Source organism: Mucilaginibacter sp. P19, from assembly GCF_050632265.1.
Taxonomy (GTDB): domain Bacteria; phylum Bacteroidota; class Bacteroidia; order Sphingobacteriales; family Sphingobacteriaceae; genus Mucilaginibacter; species Mucilaginibacter gossypii.
In genome coordinates this window covers 33229-56445 of record NZ_CP192586.1, presented here as the reverse complement: position 1 = coordinate 56445, position 23217 = coordinate 33229, and the positions used below count along the sequence as shown (strand labels likewise).

Below are 23217 nucleotides of genomic sequence, written 5' to 3'. Positions count from 1 at the left end.
GTTCATAATTACTTTTCTTTTAGTTTTTCAATCAGTTTCATGATCTCATCGGCCTCTTTCAGGTCGATCTTTTCTTTCTTTACAAAAAATGAAAGCATACGGTTAACAGAGTTGTCAAAATAACCGCTCAGTAATTTGTCGGCAGCAAAATTCTGGTATTGCTCCTTGCTGATTACCGGGTGATACTCATGACTTTTACCAAACGCTTCATGCCCAACAAAACCTTTTGTTTCCAGGATCCGGATAATTGTCGATACCGTATTGTAAGCTGGCTTGGGTTCAGGTAACTGTTCGATAACGTCTTTAACATACCCTTTTTTTAATTGCCAGAGCACTTGCATAATCTGCTCTTCGGCGCGGGTTAACTCTTTAATTTCCATGTGCGTACTTTAAATATTAATACCTCGTGTATTAATGTGTTTAATTGGTTAAACTAAGGTAAGAGATGTATTTTATATTTGCAACTAAATTTTTAGTTATTAATTTCTTAAACTTTAAATCATCATATTCGTTGTGATACTTCATACCATTTTATAAATGAACATAACCTTCCATGGTGCTGCCCGTAACGTAACCGGCAGCAAGCATTTACTCCGCTTAAACGACGGTACCAGCATATTATTAGACTGCGGCATGTTCCAGGGCCTGGGCGAGCAAACCGAAGAAATGAACGAACATTTTGGCTTTAATCCCAAAGGTGTAACACACATGATCCTTTCGCACGCGCATATTGACCATTGCGGTTTAATTCCCCGGCTCGTTGCCGAAGGATTTGAGGGAAACATTTATTGCACCTCGGCCACGATGGACCTTACACGCATCCTGCTGCTCGATTCGGCAAAGATCCAGGTACAGGACACCGAGTATAGTAACAAACACCGCATCCGCAAAGGCTTGCCGCTGCTTAATCCTTTGTACACCGAAGAGGATGTGATGGAGGCCCTTCGCCTGTTCAAAATTGTTGAATATGGCGAAGAGTTTGAAATTACCCCTGCCGTAAAATTCAACTTTACTGATGCCGGGCATATTCTGGGCAGCGCGGCAGTGCATATTACCGTTACAGAAAACGGCAGGGATACCCACATTACTTTTAGCGGCGATGTTGGTCGTTATGACGATCTGCTGTTGAAAAACCCGCAAACATTTGAGCAGGCTGATTATATTTTACTGGAATCAACCTATGGCGATTCCCTGCATAAAGAACTGGGGCCTATTGAAGAGTCGCTGCTGGAGATCATTAAAGAAACCTGCGAAGTTAAAAATGGCAAGGTAATTATCCCGGCATTCAGCGTTGGCCGTACGCAGGAATTACTGTACGCCTTAAACGGCCTGGAACTGAAAGGTATCCTGCCGGATGTTCCTTATTATGTAGATAGCCCGCTATCGGAAAAAGCAACCGAAGTATTGATGAACCACACCGAGGTTTATAATAAAAATGTGCAGGAAGTTTTAAAAACCGATGCCAATCCTTTTGGGTTTAAGGGCTTGCGCTTTATTGAAAGTGTAGAGGAATCAAAGGCCCTGAATAACGATCCGCGACCTTGTGTCATCATTTCCTCATCGGGCATGGCCGAGGCCGGGCGGGTAAAGCACCACATTAAAAACAATATCAATAATCAAAAGAACACTATTTTAATGGTAGGCTATGCTGAGCCAAATTCATTGGGCGGCCGGTTATTAAAAGGCGACCATGAGGTACATATTTTTGGTGAAATGTATGAGGTAAAAGCCGAGGTCCGCTCCATCAAATCAATGAGCGCCCACGGCGATTATGACGACCTGCTCCATTTCCTGGCCTGCCAGGACCCCGCATTGGTAAAAACCGTATTTCTTGTTCACGGCGAGTACGAAGTGCAGCAGCATTTTGCCGCGAAAATTAAAGCGCACGGCTTTCATCATGTTGAGATCCCGTACCAGCATCAGAAAATTGTTTTGGAATAGGGAGTTTAAACAAGTAAAAAGCAAAAAATTGTCATTTCGATAGAGCATGGGGGGATATGAGCACCGCGCGAAAGAGAAATCTTATACACCCTGTAAATCCCCTAAGCACATCTCATAAATCCCACTATACCTCTATGGAAATGACAATCTTCCAGTTACAAAATATCTACCTTTAAAAATGTGGAATCATAATATTACGTCTATATCACTACTAACCCAGGCAAAACTGTATTGTACATCGGAGTCACCAATGATATAAGCGTAAGGGTTTTGCAACATCTCGAAAATAAAGGAACTAATAAATCTTTTGCGGGCAAATACTACTGTTACCATTTAGTTTACTACGAACATTTCACCCACGTTGAGCACGCCATAGCCCGGGAAAAGGAGATTAAAAAATGGCGCCGAGAAAAGAAAATTGCTTTAATCGAGTCGACTAATCCGGGCTGGGAATTTTTAAATCAAATGTAATCGACTAATATCAATTGCCACTCATTTGCATCAAACAGCGAAGGCAAGACACCTCAAACAAAAAGCCTTATGCAAAACACATTAATCTAACGTGGTGTATAAGATTTCTCTTCAGCGCGACCGCACAATCCCCCTTGCTTCATCGAAATGACATCAGCTTGTATTTATATCTATGGTATTTTTTTACCCTTTACTCACCTGCTTTATCACCGCTATAATATCCTCTTCGCCAAAAGCAGCTTCGGCGGCCTGGTAGGTTTGATAAGCAGTGTAGCCAAGTGGGGTAGCCAAACCGAGGTCTTTAGCCAGGCGCAGATCTTTAGCGATATGTTTTAAGGCGAAAGCTGCCTGGTAATTATTGTTAACAATGGCATCGCCTTTTATTTTGATAAAGGGACTGCCTAAAGCACTATTGCTGATCAGCATAATTAGTGCTTCTGCTTCAATGCCATTTTGTTGTGCCAGCGTTATTGTTTCAGCAAGGCCTTGTGCAACAATACCAAGCAAAGTATTAATGGCCAGCTTAGCCGCGTTACCTGCACCGGTACCACCAACCAGCATAACCAGTTTACCCATTTTTTCGAGGATAGTTTTAGCTTGCTCAAATGCGCCGGCCTCGCCTCCAACCATAATAACCAGCATAGCATCTTCCGCTTGTTTGACACTGCCTGATACCGGGGCATCCAGGTAATAATTACCTTGAGCCTTGCATGCCGCTGCTATCTCCTTACTGATAGCAGGCGAAACTGTGCTCATGTTAATGATTATTTTGCCGCTTACTTTTGCGGCAAGTAAACCTTCATCACCATGAAAAATATCATTAATCGCATTATCGTCTGATACCATGATAAAAACAACATCAGCAGCATTCAACAATAAGGCGGGCGAAGCAGCTATACCAATGCCCTGTGCCTTAAACACCTCTTCCTTATCCTTGCTTCGGTTATAAACACTGAGCGGATATCCTGCTTTAATCAATTGCTGCGACATTGGAACACCCATTTTTCCTAATCCTATCCATCCTGTTTTAACTGTATTCATAGTAGCTATTTTGTTTTTGATTTATATAGATTTTATTGATGTCTATTTCTCTCCCTTCTAAGTCATCTAAACAGACGACAAAAAACCTAATTACCGAATATTTTTGCGGATGCGGCTCAACGATTGAGGCGTTACGCCAAGGTACGACGCGATATCGGTAAGTGATACTCTCCTGGCAACCTCGGGCTGTCGCTCCAAAAATAACCGGTACCTTTCTGATGAATCGTAACCAAGATATGTGTTTCGCGTTTTTATCTTCTCCATAAGCGTATGCTGCGAAATCTGATCGATCATTCCTTTGAGATAAGGCAGCTTTTCATATAAAGCCAGCAGGGTGTTTTTGCTAATAACCAATAGTTCTGTATCGCAGGCGGCCTGAATGCTTTCATCAGCGATCAGGTTGTTATTAAAGCTGTACAGAATGGTGCAAAACTGATTGTCCTTTAAAAAGAAATAAGTAACCTCATTTCCCTTCTCATTTCGCGCCATAATACGCAGTATGCCGTTGGTAATAAAAAAGAGCTGTCTTGCTACATGCCCCAGCTGCAAAAGCGTATCCCCTTCTTTAAATTTCGTTGGCTCAAAGGCTTTTAGTATGAGCTCCTGATCATCAACCGGGATAGGTTTTAACTGCTGTAACCGGGCTATGAGTTGCTGTTGCATGATACAAAGATCAGGTAAAATTGAAGTAAAAGCATCAATAAAAAAGTCCTTGCGGAACGAAGCAACAAGCCTCCTCTAAATCTCCCCCGGAGGGAGACTTTTATTTATCTCATTTTAAAGCCCTTCCTTCCGGGGAGGGTTTGGGTGGGGCTAACCCGCCTGCCCTATTTCCAATTTACTGATCTTATTGCCGGCACCAATCGTAAACTTAAAATAGGTTTTAAAATCGCCCCACTGGTCGCTGTGAAATTTACCGTAGAGGTGCAGGCCGTTTTGTTCCACCTTGTCGATACTGGTAAAACGTTCATGGCCTAAAGCTTTTTCAAAAAAGTTTTAAAATCCATTTTATTACCATCATCAAAAAGCTGGGCATCATTGGTGAACAAGCTAAACCAAGCCTGCTTATCTCCGCTTTGCAGGGCGTCGATGGCTTGTTTTACTATCGGGTTATTTAACTTTTCGGTGTTCATGGCATTGATGTTTTGGATAGTTGCAGCAGGTGTTTTTGCAGCCTGAGCGTTTACTGCAGAAGTAATTAATGTGCCGTATATGACATAATGATTAAGCGTTTTCATGACATGGTAGATGTATAATCAAATAATGCTGCTTTTTGAATTAAATACAGGTAGCAGCTTATAGCTATGACTATAAGCTGCTACCCTATGTTACTAAACTGACCATTAATTTGTTGCGCCGCCGTTTACCAACAGGTGTTGTCCGTTCACAAATGAGGAAAGATCGCTGGCAAAAAACTCGGCCACATTGGCCACATCTTCAACTTCGGCCAGGCGGCCCATCGGACAACTGTCAAGCAATTGTTTTCTTAACGCGGGGTAACTATCAGCTTCGGCAAAGATACCTGAATGATCAACAGCAAATGGTATGATAGAGTTAACTGTTACACCACGGTGACCAATCTCTTTTGAAAGAATATCAACCAAATACCTTGGCGTAGTTTTACTGCCGCCATACACTGCCATTCCGGGTACAGGGAATGAGGTTGTGCTTGAGGCTATGTAAATAATGCGGCCGTTATCCTCAACATTTTTGGCAGCCTGCTGCATAGTAAAATAAGTGCCTTTTGTATTAATGCCAAATACACGGTCGAACTGTTCTTCGGTAAAATCAGTTACCGGGGTTTCCACCAGTTCGATACCGGCGTTAGCTACTACGATATCTATTTTACCAAACGCTTCTTTAGCTTCTTTAAAAAGCCTTTCAATATCAGCTACTTTACTTACATCGGCCTGCACAGCAATTACGTTCGCCCCCATCGCTTTGATGTTGCTGACCACTTCATCGGCCGATGCTTTATCGCGCGAATAGTTGATCACGATGTCGGCACCTAATGCTGCATAACGTTCTGCAATTGCTTTACCTAAACCACGGGCCGAGCCGGTTATTACCGCTACTTTATTATTTAATGAGTTCATGATTGTTTTTTTGATTACACCGATGAAGTTTGATTTCACCGATTGCGTTAATGATTCTGATTATTATTCCTGTCTCTCGTTGTCTTGCTTCTTGACTCTTGCCGTCTTGCTTCTATCATTCCCCCTTCAGAGGGTTAGGGGGCTTACGCCATTGCACCATTTGCCCCGATATTTTGCGCAGAGATCCATTTAGCATCGTCGCTTGCCAGGAAGGTTACTATTTTGGCAATATCTTCAGGCTCACCGATACGGTTAAAAGCTGATAATGACGCCAGGCGGTCGATCAGCTCCTGAGGTTTGCCTTTGGTAAACAGTTCGGTATTTGTTGGCCCGGGAGATACTGTATTGACGTTGATACCCCTCGCGCCAACCTCTTTGGCAAACACGCGGGTTAATTGCTCCACGGCGCCTTTGGTGGCTACATAGGTAGCATAAGTTGGCATCATAACGCGGGTAGTGGTTGATGAAAAATTGATGATACTGCCGCCATTGGCCAGTTTAGTTGCGGCTTCGCGCATGGTATTAAATGTTCCGCGAACGTTGATATCAAACTGGCGGGTAAAATCCTCGTCGGTAGTGTCTTTTATTAATTTGGTAATCATGATGCCGGCGTTGTTTACCAGTACATCAATTTTGCCGTAATGAGCTATCGCTGCATCAAACATGGCTGCTACTTCATCGGCCTTGCTAACGTCGGCCTGCAGGGCAATGGCATCGCCGCCTTGTTGTTTGACAGAGTTTACGGTTTGGTCAGCAGCTTCTTTGCCGCCTGCGTAGTTGATAATTACTTTAGCGCCTTCGGCTGCTAATTTGTGAGCTACTGCTGCACCGATACCTCTTGAGGCGCCGGTTACTAATACTACTTTTGATGCTAATGTGTTCATGGTTTCCTTTGTTATTTTGTTTTCGTTGATTGACAATACAAAGGTGGCAAGAGCAAAGCCCCTGAATGATACACATATCAAAGCATTACATACGAATATCTAAGATTGGCTTATAAATTTTGTTTGAGATGGTTTAAAGTAGAGACGCCTTACATGCCTCCCCCATAGGACAAGCAGCCTTGTAAGTTATCAAGCCAGCTTACTTTATAGACATCTTTATCAAGAGGATACCCTATGGTGCTCCTTCCTGAACAGCACCGGCGACAAATCAGTATGCTTTTTAAAATAATTACTGAAATGGGTAGCTTCAGAAAAACCCAGGCGATAAGCAATTTCTTTAATGGAGAGTTTTGAGTTCTGCAAGAGGGCCTTGGCCTCAGTTATAGTTTTTTCGGCAATCCATGTGCTGATGGTTTTGCCGGTTTTTATTTTGATAACATTACTCAGATAGTTGGGATGAAGGCTTTGCGCATCGGCGTAGTCCTGCACCCTGAAAGCCTGTTCGGCCGTACCATTGCTCAGGTCGCGATAATGTTTTTCGAGCAGGCGTTTAAAGTTTTTTACAATTTCCGAGCTTCTGTTACCTTCATATATCGGGTTATAATCTTTCCAGAAATATTCTTTGAATTTTAACAGCACCACCACAAACAGGTTACCGATGATCCGGTAACGGTATGGGCTATCTGAATTGTATTCTTTCAGGATCTGGTGATATAAAATATCAAACTCCTCAAAAACTTCGGGCGTAAGTACGCGGGCCGGAAATGTTTCGGCCAGCAGAAAAGGAAACTCATCAAAGATATTGGCGTGTACGTTTTCCTTCAAAAACGATTCGCTCAGCGTAAACAGGTATACATCGCCGATACGTTCCCAGTTAAACGAACGGAAATGGCCCGGATTGGTAAAGTAAATAGCACGGGGCTGCAGTTTATGATTTTGCTCATCAATAGTATAATCACCACTCCCATCTTTAATGAAGGCAAAGACAAAAAAGTTAAGCCTGCTCAAGGGCGATCTAAACGGCATCGGCTGATTAATATCTTTTAGGTTAAAAACCGTAAAATCGGTATGTTTTATCAGCTCGAGTGGTAAGTCCAGGTGCTTGTATTGATCATAAAGGGTATTAAAGATCTGTTTTTCACTATCCTGGTGATGCATGACGAGATGTTTGCATCAAAGCTATGAGGGATACGGGAGATTTGCAACAACGGGCTAATCAATAAAAAAAGGCGCATCAGTTACAATACGCCGTTTTTTATTTTACGTCTAATATATTTTAATCAAAGCTTACGCTACCATAACTGGTGCTGATGGTAATGGTTTTATCGCTGCCGCCTTTACCTAAATGGCCCTTGTAGGTTTTTGTCGGACTATAGCCACGTTCACCGTCGGCAGGGGTTTTACTGGTGATGTTAACATCATGGCCGCTATAGTTAAAGCTACCGTAGTGCACAGTGATATCAAAATCAGCATTCTGGCCGTCGCTCACTCCCAGTTTTACACTTGAATATGATGAATTAACCGAAAGATTTTTCACATTTTTATCAACCTCTTCAATCTTTAACGCCCCGCTGAATTTAACGTTGATATTACCCGAAGTAGTAATACGGCCAATTTTGGCCGAGCCGTAACTTACATCAGCATTGAGTTTATCACAATCACCAAGATTAAGGCTGCCATAGGCTACATCCAAATCGCTGCCGGTAAGGTTGCCGATAGTTGCACTCCCATATTTAACCCTGATCTGGCAAGCTGGGTTGCTTAAAGATTTGGCGCTAAGGCTGCCATATGAGTTATTGATATTGAGTTTACCGCTCAGGTCGGGCAACTCGGTACTGCCATATTTGTTGTTAATGGTAAGCGGATTTTTGGCGGGCATGTAAACGGTATAATTGATCTCCATTTTACGCACAGAGTTTTTCTTACCAAACAAGTTGCCCCAGCTGCCATTATCATCATCGTTTTGATTGATGTAAGTTTTGAACGATACACCCGAGCCGTCTTTGCTATCCCTGATATTTACATTATCAAGCAGTTTTTGTGCTTTATCTTCATCATTGGCCCCAACTTTAATCTGTACATCAACCTTAACCTCGCTTTTAGCCCAGGTAATTACCGTGATCTTGCCAAATTTATTATCAATGTTAATCACATCGTTGCCGTCAACATTATAGCTTTTGCTGTAGCTTTTTGTTTTTTCAACTATATCGCCATTCTGCACCTGTTGCTCATAGCGCTCATCACCATCGTAACTGTAGCTAAAGTTCTGGTCGAAGTTTTTAAAGCCGAAGTTTATATTAGGACTAAGCATCTCAAATTTATCGGCAAACTTCAAGCTGTCAAATCCTTTAAACTTCATTTTAAATTTCAGGCTATCCTTAAACTTAAAAGCAAGCTGTTTGTTCAGCTTCAGCATATTTTGCAGTTTAAGGTGCATTTGCTTTTGCTGCTGTATTCGCAGGTTGCTCATTTCCTTTTGCAGTTCGTGCATTTTGGCATTCAGCTCCTTCATTTTTTGCTGATACTCCTTACTGTCGGTTACCGAAGTCCAGTTCTCCACGGTCAACCCGGCAGCAGGCGGCGGCGTGGGAGGTAATAGGGGTTTTACCGGTGCAGGCGGGGCTGCAGGACTTACCTGTGCAAAGTTTGCTGTACTTATGGCTAATAAGCCGATAAGCATAAGCAGGGCCGGACTAAATATTTTTGGTTTCATTGTTTTGTTCCTTTTTCATCTGGTTAAACTGTTCAATTACATTTAATTGCTGAGTTAGCACCTCGGTTTGTATTTGCAGGTTCCGGATCATTGCACGTAAAACACGTTCCTGGTTAGGGCTGGTGGCTAAATCACTGTTTAGTTTTTTATAGGTGGAATCCATCTTAGCTATCTCGGCGCTGAACTCCTTGTATAGCTGAGGATCATTTTTAGATGCTGACTTAAGTTCGGTAAGCTTGGTTTCAACAAGCGATGCATAGCGCACCTGCTGTTGTGCGTACTCGGGGTTAATAGCGGCAAGGTCAACGCCTTTTGTGCCTTTTTGGGTTTGTATATATATGCCGAAGCCTATGCCCATTATGATGATGACCGATGCGGCCACTTTTAGCACGAAGCCCAGCGAAAAAGTCTTTGCTTCCCGCTTTTTTGGTTGTTCCTGCTCCTGGTCCAAAAATTGAGCTGTGCCTCAATTTTACCCCACAAATCTGCCGATGGTTCTATTTCGTTAAATTCTTCATTATTGTCGTGCATGAAATCTTCAAATCGCTTGCTCATGATACTTGTCCTTTCCTGTTTAAAATTTCAATTAACTTTCTTTTAGCTCTCAAAAACTGGGTTCTTGATGTGTTTTCTGATATATTCAATATTTGACCTATTTCTTCGTGGTCATACCCTTCAAGCAGATATAATGATATCACCACGCGATAGCCATCGGGCAACTGGTTCATGCCTTCTTTTACCCTGGCAACCTGGTACTGCAGGTCTTCATCGTCCCAGCTCTCGTCATCGGCAATATTTTCAAGATGGCCATCTTCCAGCTCAACCAGTTCCAGCTTTCGTTTGCGCAGCAGGTTGATCGACCGGTTTACAACGATCTGCTTAAGCCAGAGGCCAAATGTGGTATCCTGCCTAAAATCCTTCAGCTTGGCAAAGGCATCCACAAAAGCTTCCTGCAGCACATCTTCTGCTTCGGCAATATCGCCCACTATCCGAAAGGCCACGTTCAGCATAGCTTTCGAATACAAACGGTAAAGCTCATAACAGGCTTTTTTGCTCCCCTGTTTGCACTCAATTACCAGGTTGTAATGTTTATCAATATATATTGCTTCCAAATTCGCGACCGGCTTCAGGTTAATAGACGCAAGGCATTTTGCAACGTTGCACGTATGTGAAAAATATTTTTTTAATTATTGATAATTTTTTTGACAGTTTTAAGTTGAGATGGATTTAGATAAGCAAATCGCCTGAAAAATGCCCGACAAAATAGTTTGATAAAACAGCATAATCAAGAATTGTCATTGCTTCGTTCCTAATGACGCACTCATACGCTATTGATTATTAAATATATTTTAAAAATCAACTCTATAAATATTGGGCGTTGCCTGCGGCCCGTGCTATGCGCTCATACTGCACAGGCATTAGTCACAAGGCTGGTATCCGCTCCTATCACTAACGTGGCCACCGCACAACATCGCTAAAATATATTGTACAGTTATCACTTTTTTTCAGGATTCACCTGGTGGTTCCTCGCAATGAGTTTTTTAAACATCACTTGCACATCATCCGGCAACATCTTTTAATCCTAAAAATCAGAGTTCAGATATTTATCCACCACTTTCACCGCATTATCATACCTATCCTGCCCAAGGCCTGATATTACTACATACCGGGCGTTGAGCGCCTGGAGTTCGCGGTGCCAAACGTTCATAAAATACTCGCGTTTGGTCGGAAAATTACGTAAAGGATCGTCCTGCCAGGGCAGATCAATATCTAAGAGCAAATAAAAATCATATGGATGGTGGGGCAATTCGTCAAGCACCTCCTGCGGGGCGCTGCCAAACATTTCCTCGCTCCAGATCTTTACCGTTAAAAAAGTGGTATCGCAAATCAGGATTCTGTTGGCTTGTGGCAGCAGTTTCTTTTCGAGCGCCAGCTGGCCGTGAAACATGTTCACCTCATCCTGCCAGGTGCAATCGCCCTTAAGGTTTGCACAATACTCACGCGAATACTCCGGTACAGCTATCGTATTATAATGCGCCGCCAGATATTCAGACATAGTTGACTTCCCTGTTGATTCGGGGCCTACGACTGCTATTTTGAGTATTTTGTTCATGAGGTAAAATTACATTAAATAAAAATCCCCTCATGGGAGGGGATTTGCGTCAAAGTGTTCTTTTTTTCGCCAATGACAACAGCGCAACTATTGGGAAGACAAAAATGTCATAGGAGGAACAAAAGTAATCGTATGCTATACAGGGCGGCTTTGCTGCTGTGCGATCGCCACGCTATCGCTCGCAATGACATTTTCTTTTATTCTTTTCTGTAAAGGGAGCAAACTAATCTCTAATCACTAACCTCTAATCACTTATTCCGTTTTTTTCGGAACCCTTGTTGGTGTATCCTGGCCCGAAACTATAGTGCGCGAGCTCAGGGCTATCGCGCGGATGGCCGAAGTGATATTGTTCACATCCAGCGAACTAAATTCATCGCCAACAGTATGGTATAATTTGTCAATATCAATCTGGTCGGTTGAGATGGTGTGGGCCGGTACGCCAACTTCGGCCAGCGACGCGTTATCACTTCTGTAAAACAGGTTCTGATCTGGGTAAGGGTCCGGGTAAAACTTAAAGGCGGTACCTTTCAGGTTCTTCTGCAGGATCTTGCCAAAATCAGATCTTTCAAACCCGGTAATAAATGCCGAGTTAGTGCCAAATTTAGATGCCTTACCAATCATTTCGATGTTGAACATAGCAACTACCTTATCTGCATCTATTTGTTTGGCAAAATACTGCGACCCGTATTCGCCAATCTCTTCGGCAGTAAAGGCTACGAAAATAAGCGTACGGGCATTATTGTTGAGCTTTTTATAGTATTTAGTCAGGCTCAATACTGCGGTTGTGCCCGAAGCGTCATCATCCGCGCCATTGGCAATGCTGTCTGTTACCCCGGGTTTATCAGGTTTGATAATCCCTAAGTGGTCATAGTGTCCCGAAAATACCACATATTCATTCGGTTTGGTTTTCCCGGGGAGGATACCGGCAACATTAAACAGCGGCAATTCTTCATTTTTGATATCGCAGTTAACATCAAATGATGCTGTGTTATCGAACTTGCCCAATACAAATACCAGGGGCTGTTTTACTGTGCCTTTAAAATTTGTGCTGCCTGCCCCAAGGTACGACTTAACCCGGCTAAACAGATCTTTAAACTTAGGGTCGATCAGCAAAAGTGTTTTCTTGCCGCTTTGTGAAGCTGCCCGGTACTCGGTCCTGAAATTTTTATCCGCACCAACGGTAACTACCTGTACATCTTTATCGCTTGCCCATTTAAACGAATCCGTACTGCTTGCAAACGCGCTGTCGGCAGCTATAGCTTTGCCATTGATGCTTACAGTCAAGCTAACAGGGGTCGACCGTACCATCGTAAAGTTTTGACGGTAACCGGTATTACCTGCCATAGGTTTAAGGCCGGCCTTTTTATATTCGCTTTCAATAAACTGAGCAGCTTTTTCAATGCCCGGCGTAAAAGTGGCCCTGCCCTGCATATCATCGGCCGACAGGGTTTTGATAATCCGGGCTACATCATCTTTACTAATGAGTTTATTAACATCTTGCGCAAAACCATAAGCCGAAACGCTTAACAATGCCGCTGTTATTATCGAGATCTTTTTCATAGTTATTTGACTTTTGACTGTAGCCAGTTGTTACGGAAAGTTTCCTGCTCTTTGCTCAATTGTTTACCTGCCTTTTCAAAGGTTACCACTTCAAAGTTGGGGTTTTCCTCAAGCGTTATCGTAGTTTCATGGGCACCGGTCCGGTTTTTATAGTTTACCATGATCTTATCGCCCGGCTTTTTATCGGCGATGGCATCACTAAACCCTTTCTGATCTTTAATATCTTTTCCATCAACTTTCAGGATCACATCACCCGCATCGATGCCTGCCTTGTAAACCGGGGTACCTATAGTCGTGCTTGAAAGTATTGGCAAACCTTCGGCATCTGCAGCACGTGCCTGCCCGGCGCGGCCACGGCCCGGAGTAACCGCCAGCGGACCAGCCCAGCCTTTGCCCGGCTGTACTTTACGCAGTACCAGGCCTGCTTTAGCTAACAGTTCTTCGTAATTGTTTTTGTCGGTTCCGTTGATGTAACGCTTAAAGAAATCGGCCGCAAACTTAGGGTTATTGGTTACTTTACCTAAATCGGTTTGCAGATCAGGAATGGTATACGGTTTCATTACTTTACCCCTGCTAAGCCAAACAGCACGCATATAATCATCAAGCGTCATGTTAAAATCGCTGCGGAGGCGAAGATCGAGTGCCAACGCAATAGCACCGCCATAAGTGTAATAACTGGTAAAATCGTTAACGTTATTATTAGGGTCGATAGATACTCCTGCATCTGCAAAAACCGAATAGCGGCTCATTTGGGCGGCCGAATATTTGGCAGCGGCAGGTGTGTTTAAGATCTGGTTTACCAAACCGGCAATGGTTTTGGTATAATCATCAACCGTTACAAAGCCGGCGCGGGCAAGTAATAATTCGCCGTAATATTGCGTAAAACCTTCGGCAAACCAAAGTTCGCTGCTCATGTTGGCGTGTTCAAAGTTAAAAGGCTCCAATGATTTTGGACGAATGCGTTTTACATTCCAGCTATGGAAGTATTCATGTGCGTAAACGCCCATGAGGTTGTTTTCAAATCCTTCAACTTTTGGTGCCGGGATAGTTATGGAGGTTGAATTACGATGTTCCATACCGTCACCTGATACAGCAGGATTTACATCGCTCACAAAAGTGTACTCGCCAAAATCATAAGTGGGCAGTTCGCCAAATACGGCTTTTTCTTCCAGCACCAGCTTCTGGATCATCTTGCCGAAGTTATCAATCACCGCCTGGCTATCGTCTGAGTGCATGGTAAGGTTTATTTTTTCTTTCTTGCCATCGGTATTTACTACTTCCCAACTGCTGAGTTTGTAATTGGACAGTTCGGTAGGGCTATCCATCATATATTGCAGATTGGGTGCGCTGTACACATTTGAGCCTTCATGTTTAAGTTGTGAAGCTACTTTCCAGCCGTATTTATCAATGTCGTTAAACTCAAAAGTAAGGGGGCGTTTATCCTGCCCTACCACCCACATAAACGTGGCGGGCATATTCAAGTGGGCATGACTCGGATCGATAGAAGCATAAGTACCATCGGTCCAGTTGCCAAAAAGTGTATAGCTCACTTTCACCGCTGCCGGATGTTCTCCCACTTCGTAAACATCGCCTTCAATTTGGGTTAAAGGCAGCTCCTTACCTTCAACATCGGTAGCTTTAACGTTGTAAATATTTTTACCAAACTCATGGGTTGCATACCGGCCGGCAGATGAGCGGCTCATCCGTACCCTGAAAGCGCCTGATGGTGCCTGCGGAATGGTCATGCTTATCTCAGCCTCGTGATGGGCCGCGTTTGGGAATGATATGGAATAGTAAATAGCTTTTTGTGGTTCCTGCTGTGCCATAGCACTGCACGCAAGTACCGAGGCGGCGGTAAAGAGTAGTAATTTTTTCATCAACTTAAATTATCTGCGCTGAAATTACTATTAAATCACGAAAAAATAATATCAATGTTATTATGCAGAAAATCGTTCTTTAAATAGGTAATGCAATCAGCAGCGGATAAAATGAATTTTTGCGTTCACTTCTACATATTAACTGTGGCAGGTTTAAAAAGCGTTAGTGTAAAGAACCTCTACACCCCATTTAAAAAGGCTTAATCCGGTCGCTTTCATTTTATTATATGTACATTTAAAGAAATTCGCCGGCTTATGATCCTTTTTTCAAAGAGAAATCTATACTACACCGATTACCAATGGACTATTTACATCCCGAATGATCCGCGTGTAAATGGCAGGCCCGATCATACTGCGTTCAATAAAAATGAAGGGAACGAGATGGTATACCTGATCAACAAGTTAATGATGATATGGGATTATCGTTTTGCCAACACCGGCAATAAAATGGAAAAACTGATCCACGATAAGCTACCGGCCGAAATCTCCAGCCAGGAAGAGGTGCAGAACTGGCTTAAAACAAATTTGAAGTTTTAGAGTGAAAAAGCAAAAAGCGGAATGCTTAAAGCTTAAAGCCAATAGTTTTATGATCATTGCTATCTAACAACACTATAAAAAGATAACATGAAATCAATTAAACGCTTTGAGCTTTCTGCCTTAAGCCCCCTCTTATCCAAACAACAAGCTAAAAACCTCTTCGATACTACTTACAATTTTGATGTCGATATCGTAGCGGGACAAATCCATGCGCTTTTTATCCTGGCCGCTGGCAGGAAGGTTATATTTGGAGATAAAGATCTGGTTAAAGCCAAGCTTCTGCGCTTCGGCAATGCGTTGCTCTACGCGGTTTACCGCCCTGATTTCGCCCGAAAGTCCCAGTTCGCCTGCAAAACAGGTTTTGAACGGAATGGGCATATCTTCGTGCGATGAAATAATGGCCGCCGCCAAACCAAGGTCAATAGCCGGGTCTTCAACCCTGATGCCGCCGGTAATATTCAGGAATACATCTTTTGCACCCAACCTGAAACCGCAGCGTTTTTCCAATACAGCCAACAACATGCTCATGCGTTTGGTATCGAAACCGGTAGCAGTACGTTGCGGCGTCCCATAGGCCGACGCACTAACCAATGCCTGGGTTTCAATCAGCATTGGTCGCATACCTTCTAAGGTAGCCGAAATAGTGATGCCGCTTAATGGCGCTTCCCGGTGCGAAAGCAGGATCTCCGACGGATTGGACACTTCCCTCAATCCTTCACCCATCATTTCGTAAATACCCAGCTCTGATGCCGAGCCGAAACGGTTTTTGATGGTACGCAATATGCGGTAAACGTGGTGCCTGTCGCCCTCAAACTGCAGCACGGTATCAACCATGTGCTCCAATATCTTCGGCCCGGCAATCATACCGTCTTTGGTAATATGACCAATTAAAAATACCGGCGTCGAAGTCTCTTTGGCGAAACGTAATAGCTCGGCGGTACATTCCCTAACCTGCGATACACTGCCAGGCGTTGATTCAATATGTGCCGAATGCAGGGTTTGGATCGAGTCGATCACCACCATATCCGGCTCTAATGATTCTATCTGTTTAAATATGTTTTGGGTTGAAGTTTCTGTCAGTATATAAGCGCCTTCGCCTATGACTCCCCCTTCGGGCGAAGCTAACCTTTCGGCCCGCATTTTTATCTGCCTTTCACTTTCCTCGCCCGATACATACAAAACTTTTTGGTTTGGCATATTGAGCGCAAGTTGCAGCATCAGGGTTGATTTGCCTATGCCCGGCTCACCGCCTATCAATACCAGTGAACCGGGCACTATCCCGCCTCCCAAAACGCGGTTAAACTCTTTATCGGGAGTTGGCACACGGTGCTCTTCGGTATAAGTGATCTCCGTTACGGCCACTGGTTTATTGGCCCGCTGCTGACTGGTTGACGCAGGTTTCCAGGCAGGTACCGCTGCATTGCCTTTTTCAATCACCTCCTCAACAAAAGTGTTCCATTGCTGGCATGACGGGCATTTACCCAGCCATTTAGGCGATTCAAAGCCACAGCTTTGACAAAAATACGCGATCTTGGATTTGGCCATTATTTATTCAGATGTGCAGATTACAGATGTGCAAATATGCAGATTATTTATTTTATTACTAAATTAATTAGCAAAACACATTAATGAATACTACTCAATTACCTTTACTTTTTATCTGCATAGAGCCTGAAATAGCCACACTCCTTAAGCGCTTCTTTATAGTAAGCCGTGTTATTGTATTTCTCTTTTAACTGTGCGAAATATTTGTAATACGCATCGGTAACAGGCTGACTGGCTTTTATATCGGCAAACTTGTCGGCACCTTTAAAGTTTGGGTCATTGTATATTTCATTCAGGGCACATTTACTCAGCATAAATGTACAGCGGGCACGCTGTTCATCTGTGGTGGCATTTTTGCGGGCCAGTTGATAGTACTTCATCGCAATTTGCATCGATGTCAATTTATCATCCATGCGCTGTTCGCCTTCGTAATAATAGCGGCCGGTTGGCCCGGTAGCTACCGCATCCGATTCGTAAAACAACCGGGCGTTACCGTAGTATGTGATATTGTAATAGGCATTCGCAATGGCATAAGCATTACTGTATACGTTTTTGCCTTGCTTAATTTCTGTATTTAAAGTGTTAAGCGTTTGCAGAAAACTTAGCGGCGTATATTTTTGCTTTTGCGGGGCTGCATGATCACAGTCATGGCAGTCAACTAATCTACCGGTAAAGGGGTTGCCTGCAAGCACAAAATCTTCGGGCTTCATTTTTTTGAGTTGAGCAATAGCTTCAGGTAACTTTTGCTGATAAACCAATGTGATAGCCCGATGGTAATATAAATTGTTAAGGGTTATAGGATAATAACGCAACATCGTTTGTTCAAAAGCAGTTTTATCCGGTTTATTTAACAGATCTATCATGTGCTGCACCCTTGTGCTATCCGCATAAAAATCCTGTGCATTGTTGTTAAAGCATACCTCCCTGATTGGGTTGCCTTGCTTTTTATAAAGCCGCGATATGGCAAGGTTACAAACCGAAATGGCATTATCAAACCGCAGGTCTTTGATCTTAATCTTACTATCGCGCAGGTTGGCAAGCCAGTTAAGGGGCTCCGTTAATTTTGCCTCTGCAGTGGCATCCATTTTTTTAAGGTTTTTGATATATAACATAAGGTCGAGCAACTTGCCCTGTGCTACAATCATTTTATCGCCGGCGGGGAACTGGTTTTTTGCTGTAGCATAAAACTTACCGGCTGCGGTGTAATTGCTATCCAAAAAGTTAAGGTAACCTGCCGCGAGGTTCCAATAGTAAGGCTTGGCTGTATTATTTTTAAGGGCAATGTTTTCAACAAGCCGTTTACCATCGTTATCGGATTTTATTACCGAATCGGCAGGTTTACCGCCTCCTGTTGTGGCCTCCCTGATATTAATCAGACGGCTTAGCAGCAGGTCCAGTTTTTCGGATTTTGGGTTGATAGCCGCGATAGTTTTTATAGCCCTTGCGGCATCATATTGTACCCCCATCATATGCCACAGGGTTATTTTTTCTTCCGGCGTTTTGGCAAGCCTGAGTGTGGCATTCCAATCACTTTCATTTTGCGGGTGGAAGCTCCAGAAACTCGGGATCTTTAATTTATACGTGTAATCATAACAAAGGCTGTACAGGTAGTTTGATAGGGCGTAGTTTTTTTGCCTGTAATAATATCCGGCTACATAGCCCATTGTACGGTAGTAAATGAGGTTTTTAGGAAAATGATCTTTGAACTGATTAAACAAGCTCACAGTTGTTGCCGACGACGAATTATCCAGGAAGTAATAATAACGAACGGCTTGAAACCATAAACGCTCCTTGATAAAAGGATCTGTTTCGGCATCGAAGGCACCAATCAGCGTTGAAGCCAGCTTTACCGGCGAATGATTGGGCTTTACCTTATCCCACGAATAATATTGATCGTTTACCGAATAAGCCTCACTTATTTTCGCCAGCTTCAGGTAGCTATAAAAAGCTTTGAGCATTTTTGCTGATACAGTACCAGTACTCATAACGGGGTATTTAGCGGGCAATACTTTGAGCGCGCCGGCTGATTTACGGGAAATGGAATCAACAGCGCCGGCACTGGCTTTAATAAGCAGGTACTGAAGTGATGTTTTGCTGAATTGATGGTTAAAATGATCGTACCATTCGTCAACAATAATATCGTTATACCATGTATTGCTCCCATCCGTATAGCCCAAGCCATAGTAAACCTCGTTGCCGGTATAAAAGAATGGGGAGTATTGCTTGTTGACAAAATATTCGGGAGTGAAAACGGAATATTCTTCCTCGTACGAGTCGGCACAGGCCCAGATCACTCCGGCTATGGCCAGCGTGCATAGGCTAAAAACGAGCAGAAATTTGCGTAAGGGTTTCCTGGTTAAATTTTGAAAGGTCGATATTGGCCAGTTCATAGTAGATAATAGTTGTATGTTTTTGTTTAGGCAGATGCTGTGTTAATTGCTGGGCGGCAGCGTTCAATGTATTGCTGTCCGTTTCTTCAAGTTTAAAAATATCATTTTGTTTGATATAAATTCCATCCAGAAAAAAGCTTGTTTTGGCCCTGTAATTTGCCTGCCCTTCAATTGGTTCAAAATGAGCCTGATCGGAAAGTTGCCTTCGCCCTATTTTTCCATATACCTGGATCACCCGGCCCTCCCTGATATGAATAGCCCAGGAAAATAAAGGCAAGGCAATATCCAGCTTCAGGGGATAGCTGCCCAGGTAAGCGATATACTTATCCGCATCATTGCTATTGTATATTGAATTGGGCTGCTGCAGCTCGGCGTTGAGCTTGCCCATGTTATAAAACATCAATACCCCGCGGTCGGCAGGAGGCACACCTGTACGGTCTTTAAATTTAACCTGGTGCAGGCGGATGGTTGCTTCCAGTTGTTTATGGTTCAGGTTTTTAAAAGCGGTCAAAAAGCTGAAATATTTTAACCGTGTACTTAACGACCAATCGCAATCAATTTGTACTTTGGTATAGTTGATCTTCCTTTCCGCGGCCAGTTCATTGATTAGCTTATTGCAATGTTCGGCAAGATTGGTTACAGCAGTATCTGCAGTGTTTTCAAAAGTTTTGTTTGTGATATAGATAACCGGAGTAATATTAAAGCCTGCCGGGAGCGCATTGAGTTGCACAACGGCATTTGGATATGAGCGTTGTTCTTTATCGTTCCAGCTTACATCAAAAAAACGGATGTAGGCATTGTTGCCGGTTTGCTTTAGTAAGGCTGTTTGCTGTTGATTAAGGTTGAAGCTGGTTTTCCAGTAATAAAAGGCCGTTGTAGCATTGCCGGTTTTGCGACAAGAAGCCGTTGGAAGTAACAAGACTAATATTATAAACCACCGGAAATATTTGAGCATAGGCTATGAAATAGGTTGTTAACGATGGTAAAGTAAGGGATTTTTTTATACTGTTTTAGAGGGGATAGGCTTGGGCCCATACCCATATAAAAGATGCTTATGATAGAAATTGTTTTCTTGAATGAACCCGATAAATATTTTGATGAAGGCGAATTTATCGCTCATCTTCCTGCAGTTGAAGGAGAAGGTAAATTGTTAAAAGAGCTGAGTGCGGTACTTAAATTTCCTGGTTATTTTGGGCTTAACTGGAATGCCGTTTACGATTGTCTGTGTGATTTTCATTGGATAGAAAAGAAAGGAGTTGTACTGGTGCATCGTGTTATGCCCATCCTTACCGAAGAAAAGCTAAAAGCATATATAGAGGTACTTCTTGATGCAACTAAAAGCTGGGGCATTGATGAAGCACATTATTTTAAAGTGATTTTCCCTATAAAATCGATGCCGTTTTTAGAGCGTATTTTGACGGATTTAAAAAAATAAAACCCTGAACTTCGACCCATCTTTAGTTAAGATCTAATAATCAATAATAAAGTAAGCTATGGAGATAAAATACATGAAGGTACTGAATGACAACCTATCAGTAACAGCAGCGTACACCGGAGTTAAAGAGGTTGTAAGCCCGATTTCAGTTGAAGAAATTATCGCCTTGGAAAACAAGTATAATGGTGGCAGACTATTTCCTGCAGCCTTGCGTGAATTATTGTTTTTAGCCGGAGGGTATTGTTATGTACTGGATTATGGAATGAATGATAGTCAGGAACAGATGCAGCAGAGCTCCAGAAAATATATGACTGTTTTCGGGCGTAACAGGGTTATTGCGAGGCCTTTTTATGTGATAGACGTTTACAACACAGGAGATCAGTTTGTATTTGTGTATCTGGACGAAGGAAAAGATGACCCCGATGTTTATGAGGCTTTGATAGGATATAGATTAAATGATTGGATACATCTTGTTAAGTCTCCTTTGAGTGCTCTTATAGATGGCCGAATAAAGAGATTTTTAAGTGGCGGTAATCCGTTTTGAGAAGGTTTTAAAAACTTTCAACTTAACTGTATAAGAAAACAAATTCCTATTTTATATAAGAGGGCACACAAGCAGAATGCTTGCCTTATCTTAGGCCGAAGTTACGCTGCGCTAAACACCAGAGAAGTAGAGAGGAACTTCGGCCAGCATTATTAATACCTTACTTATTCAATTTCTTTTCAACTGCACTTCGTTGGTTGGAGCCTGCTGATTTTTTTGCCGCTTCCACCTTTTTTGCGGTTGCTCCTTCTTTGTGTGCTTCGTAGTTCAATTCATGTGGTTGCTCTGATAGAGAGTTCCTTTCCACTTTTACTCCTCTTTTTGACATAGCTTTTCTTATTAGATGTAACAGATTAACAACGCTACATTTCAATGATTTTAACCACCAGGAAAATAATTATCTTTTTTAATTAATTACAACTAAATGAAATGTAGCTTGTTCAGCTATAAAGAAAAAAGCTATGAAAAACCTATTTGCACAAAAAAACAATACCGGATTATGGATCACAGCCGGCATAACAGGAGTTTTGGCAGCAGGCGCGGGGATCTGGTTTTACTTCCGCGGCAAAAAATCAGATGAAATAGCCGGCTCCCAACAGGAACACGTTCAGGATTATCTTGAAGCCAAACACCCCAAAAAGAAAAAACATAAAACCGATGTGGATGAGCTGGCAGACCTGGTACATCATCAGGCAACCTGAAAAGACTGTACGCCCCTAACTGGTCGGAGTTAAGCAGCTGGCACACCTTCGACCAGGAGGGTTGCCGGCACGAACCAAACCGGAAGCAATACGACAACTATTATTAAGTAAACGTTATCTATGTGAGGGAACGTACCGGTACTTAAACAAGTATTTACTCTTCTGATGTTAGCATTACGGCGCACAGCGCCCTTATGGTTTCAGCTAACTTACCTTCCGCGTTTAACGCTATAAGTTCAGTCTCCCTAAAAACCCGTTTATGTGATTTCCCCTCGTGCTTTGCCTCAATGGTAATAAAGGCTTCAGCGTTTAAGCTATCAGGGCCTGATCTCGTTACCTTTAAAACTTCGAAGTTAGGCTCGAAAATCTCTTTTATTTTATCAATTATCTCCATATCTCAAAAATAAATGTATTGATTTTAAAAAACATCAGCCACAACCGGGCTATTTTTCACATTTACTTATGTCTTGCTTTTAATAACCAACATTTGATTACCTCCTTTTTGAAATTCGTAATCTACTTTTTGTATATCAATATTAAAATCGCTGCCAAGCACCTCAAGTAATTCGTCAAAAAACACTGGAGCCCCGGCATTGAGGTTTAATATTGGGAAGATCCGCAATTCGGGGCATATGCGCATGATCTCCCGTATAGCCTCTGTATGAAATTTTAACCCCAGGTTATCATACAGCAATAAAAAATGAGAGCTTAGGCCCAACTCAAATGCGTTATCCGCAAAAGAGGTTTTAGCGGGCATGGCATGTTTAATATATCTTTGCCGAAAGCAGTCCTGGTCAAAATCCCGCAGAAAATGGTTCATCGCGGTCATTCTTATTTCCTGCAGTTCTTCCACATCTTTAATGTTGTTCCAAACAAACTTATCGGCGTTAGCCCTCACCTGGCCTATCACTTCTACACAGGTTTCATCAATCCGTTTTCGGATATCATCAGTCGAAAATTGATATAAAGGATCGATGGAGGTAACCTGCTTACCCATTGCGTGCATCTCCGCATTAAAACTTGCCGGACCATCACCTATACTGACAATCTTTTTGGTAACATCATTGGCGCTGAGGTTAAACATTTGCTGATATTCGGTAAACGTGCGGCCCCAGGGCACAACGTTATTTAGTTCAAAAGCCATTATTATAATTTTTGTTACAGATAAAAAAGACGGACCTATATAATGATACTGCCGGACGGATACTGAAAAAAGGACTAATACCTGATAGTCGTTATGATACCGGCTGCACAAAGCTGTGACGCCACCAATTGAGTTTGGTTATGTGATAATTGATCATTGATGGGCAAGATATGATTAAAGACTGGCAATAGCAAGGTTTGTTATTTATTCCAAATGCAAACCAAC

27 protein-coding genes are annotated in these 23217 nt (G+C 42.6%); 6 read left to right on the top strand and 21 right to left on the bottom strand.

Features of this window, described 5'->3' with window-relative positions; all coding sequences use genetic code 11:
- Window positions 1-8: 8 nt before the first annotated feature.
- The gene (locus tag ACQ86K_RS00275; protein WP_090534685.1) at window positions 9-380 is read right to left on the bottom strand and encodes a BlaI/MecI/CopY family transcriptional regulator; all 372 of its coding nucleotides are present in this window, start codon (window positions 378-380) and stop codon (window positions 9-11) included.
- A 157-nt stretch (window positions 381-537) separates the two neighbouring features.
- Between ACQ86K_RS00275 and ACQ86K_RS00270 the strand changes: the two genes are divergently transcribed.
- A complete protein-coding gene (locus ACQ86K_RS00270) occupies window positions 538-1941 on the top strand; it encodes an MBL fold metallo-hydrolase RNA specificity domain-containing protein (protein ID WP_091175643.1) in 1404 nt (467 codons plus the stop codon).
- A gap of 204 nt (window positions 1942-2145) precedes the next feature.
- Window positions 2146-2412, top strand: coding sequence for a GIY-YIG nuclease family protein (locus ACQ86K_RS00265; RefSeq protein WP_091175646.1), 267 nt, complete (start codon window positions 2146-2148; stop codon window positions 2410-2412).
- Window positions 2413-2595: 183 nt separating this feature from the next.
- Here the strand turns inward: ACQ86K_RS00265 and ACQ86K_RS00260 are convergent, their stop codons facing one another.
- From ACQ86K_RS00260 to ACQ86K_RS00195, 14 genes are all read right to left on the bottom strand, one after another.
- A complete protein-coding gene (locus ACQ86K_RS00260) occupies window positions 2596-3453 on the bottom strand; it encodes an NAD(P)-dependent oxidoreductase (protein WP_091175648.1) in 858 nt (285 codons plus the stop codon).
- 90 nt (window positions 3454-3543) lie between these two features.
- A complete protein-coding gene (locus tag ACQ86K_RS00255; RefSeq protein WP_091175650.1) occupies window positions 3544-4116 on the bottom strand; it encodes a Crp/Fnr family transcriptional regulator in 573 nt (190 codons plus the stop codon).
- Window positions 4117-4266: 150 nt separating this feature from the next.
- Window positions 4267-4398, bottom strand: coding sequence for a hypothetical protein (locus tag ACQ86K_RS00250; protein WP_431199532.1), 132 nt, complete (start codon window positions 4396-4398; stop codon window positions 4267-4269).
- 29 nt (window positions 4399-4427) lie between these two features.
- Window positions 4428-4691: a hypothetical protein gene (locus tag ACQ86K_RS00245; RefSeq protein ID WP_431199531.1), complete on the bottom strand. Its 264-nt coding sequence runs from the start codon at window positions 4689-4691 to the stop codon at window positions 4428-4430.
- A 105-nt stretch (window positions 4692-4796) separates the two neighbouring features.
- A complete protein-coding gene (locus ACQ86K_RS00240; RefSeq protein WP_091175750.1) occupies window positions 4797-5549 on the bottom strand; it encodes an SDR family oxidoreductase in 753 nt (250 codons plus the stop codon).
- A 143-nt stretch (window positions 5550-5692) separates the two neighbouring features.
- Complete coding sequence (locus ACQ86K_RS00235) at window positions 5693-6433, bottom strand: SDR family oxidoreductase (protein WP_091175752.1); 741 nt, start codon at window positions 6431-6433, stop codon at window positions 5693-5695.
- Between the two features lie 219 nt (window positions 6434-6652).
- A complete protein-coding gene (locus ACQ86K_RS00230) occupies window positions 6653-7591 on the bottom strand; it encodes a helix-turn-helix domain-containing protein (protein WP_091175652.1) in 939 nt (312 codons plus the stop codon).
- Window positions 7592-7709: 118 nt separating this feature from the next.
- A complete protein-coding gene (locus ACQ86K_RS00225; protein WP_431199530.1) occupies window positions 7710-9146 on the bottom strand; it encodes a hypothetical protein in 1437 nt (478 codons plus the stop codon).
- Window positions 9127-9528: a hypothetical protein gene (locus ACQ86K_RS00220; RefSeq protein ID WP_431199529.1), complete on the bottom strand. Its 402-nt coding sequence runs from the start codon at window positions 9526-9528 to the stop codon at window positions 9127-9129. Before ACQ86K_RS00220 ends, ACQ86K_RS00225 begins: the two co-directional genes overlap by 20 nt.
- A 2-nt stretch (window positions 9529-9530) precedes the next feature.
- Entirely contained in the window at window positions 9531-9701 is a 171-nt protein-coding gene (locus ACQ86K_RS00215) for a hypothetical protein (protein WP_431199528.1), read from the bottom strand.
- Complete coding sequence (locus tag ACQ86K_RS00210) at window positions 9698-10258, bottom strand: RNA polymerase sigma factor (protein ID WP_091175659.1); 561 nt, start codon at window positions 10256-10258, stop codon at window positions 9698-9700. The genes ACQ86K_RS00215 and ACQ86K_RS00210 overlap by 4 nt, the downstream gene beginning before the upstream one ends.
- A gap of 470 nt (window positions 10259-10728) precedes the next feature.
- A complete protein-coding gene (locus ACQ86K_RS00205; protein WP_091175662.1) occupies window positions 10729-11259 on the bottom strand; it encodes an AAA family ATPase in 531 nt (176 codons plus the stop codon).
- A 252-nt stretch (window positions 11260-11511) separates the two neighbouring features.
- Window positions 11512-12819, bottom strand: coding sequence for a M20/M25/M40 family metallo-hydrolase (locus ACQ86K_RS00200; protein ID WP_091175664.1), 1308 nt, complete (start codon window positions 12817-12819; stop codon window positions 11512-11514).
- 2 nt (window positions 12820-12821) lie between these two features.
- Window positions 12822-14696 carry a M61 family metallopeptidase gene (locus ACQ86K_RS00195; protein WP_091175667.1) on the bottom strand — a complete coding sequence of 625 codons (1875 nt, stop codon included), beginning with the start codon at window positions 14694-14696 and terminating at the stop codon, window positions 12822-12824.
- A 255-nt stretch (window positions 14697-14951) separates the two neighbouring features.
- Between ACQ86K_RS00195 and ACQ86K_RS00190 the strand changes: the two genes are divergently transcribed.
- Entirely contained in the window at window positions 14952-15233 is a 282-nt protein-coding gene (locus ACQ86K_RS00190) for a hypothetical protein (protein WP_091175668.1), read from the top strand.
- Between the two features lie 132 nt (window positions 15234-15365).
- Here ACQ86K_RS00190 and radA read toward each other — a convergent pair whose 3' ends face one another.
- From radA to ACQ86K_RS00175, 3 genes are all read right to left on the bottom strand, one after another.
- Entirely contained in the window at window positions 15366-16778 is a 1413-nt protein-coding gene (gene radA, locus ACQ86K_RS00185) for a DNA repair protein RadA (RefSeq protein ID WP_091175671.1), read from the bottom strand.
- A 104-nt stretch (window positions 16779-16882) separates the two neighbouring features.
- Window positions 16883-19168, bottom strand: a complete 2286-nt coding sequence (locus tag ACQ86K_RS00180) for a hypothetical protein (RefSeq protein WP_143020899.1) — start codon at window positions 19166-19168, stop codon at window positions 16883-16885.
- Window positions 19098-20087 carry a hypothetical protein gene (locus tag ACQ86K_RS00175; protein ID WP_256337567.1) on the bottom strand — a complete coding sequence of 330 codons (990 nt, stop codon included), beginning with the start codon at window positions 20085-20087 and terminating at the stop codon, window positions 19098-19100. The genes ACQ86K_RS00180 and ACQ86K_RS00175 overlap by 71 nt, the downstream gene beginning before the upstream one ends.
- A 135-nt stretch (window positions 20088-20222) precedes the next feature.
- Here ACQ86K_RS00175 and ACQ86K_RS00170 point away from each other — a divergent pair, with 135 nt between their 5' ends.
- Complete coding sequence (locus ACQ86K_RS00170; RefSeq protein WP_176844583.1) at window positions 20223-20603, top strand: barstar family protein; 381 nt, start codon at window positions 20223-20225, stop codon at window positions 20601-20603.
- A 58-nt stretch (window positions 20604-20661) separates the two neighbouring features.
- Window positions 20662-21147 (top strand): SMI1/KNR4 family protein, encoded by a 486-nt coding sequence (locus ACQ86K_RS00165; protein WP_091175682.1) that lies wholly within the window; start codon window positions 20662-20664, stop codon window positions 21145-21147.
- A gap of 160 nt (window positions 21148-21307) precedes the next feature.
- On the opposite strand, the gene ACQ86K_RS00160 is transcribed toward ACQ86K_RS00165, so the two are convergent.
- Window positions 21308-21475 carry a hypothetical protein gene (locus ACQ86K_RS00160; protein ID WP_176844584.1) on the bottom strand — a complete coding sequence of 56 codons (168 nt, stop codon included), beginning with the start codon at window positions 21473-21475 and terminating at the stop codon, window positions 21308-21310.
- 133 nt (window positions 21476-21608) lie between these two features.
- On the opposite strand from ACQ86K_RS00160, the gene ACQ86K_RS00155 reads away from it, so the two are divergent.
- Window positions 21609-21848: a hypothetical protein gene (locus ACQ86K_RS00155; protein ID WP_091175686.1), complete on the top strand. Its 240-nt coding sequence runs from the start codon at window positions 21609-21611 to the stop codon at window positions 21846-21848.
- Window positions 21849-22002: 154 nt separating this feature from the next.
- On the opposite strand, the gene ACQ86K_RS00150 is transcribed toward ACQ86K_RS00155, so the two are convergent.
- Both ACQ86K_RS00150 and ACQ86K_RS00145 read right to left on the bottom strand, forming a co-directional pair.
- Window positions 22003-22242, bottom strand: coding sequence for a hypothetical protein (locus ACQ86K_RS00150; protein WP_090534650.1), 240 nt, complete (start codon window positions 22240-22242; stop codon window positions 22003-22005).
- A 66-nt stretch (window positions 22243-22308) separates the two neighbouring features.
- The gene (locus ACQ86K_RS00145; protein WP_091175689.1) at window positions 22309-22992 is read right to left on the bottom strand and encodes an SAM-dependent methyltransferase; all 684 of its coding nucleotides are present in this window, start codon (window positions 22990-22992) and stop codon (window positions 22309-22311) included.
- Window positions 22993-23217 lie beyond the last annotated feature (225 nt).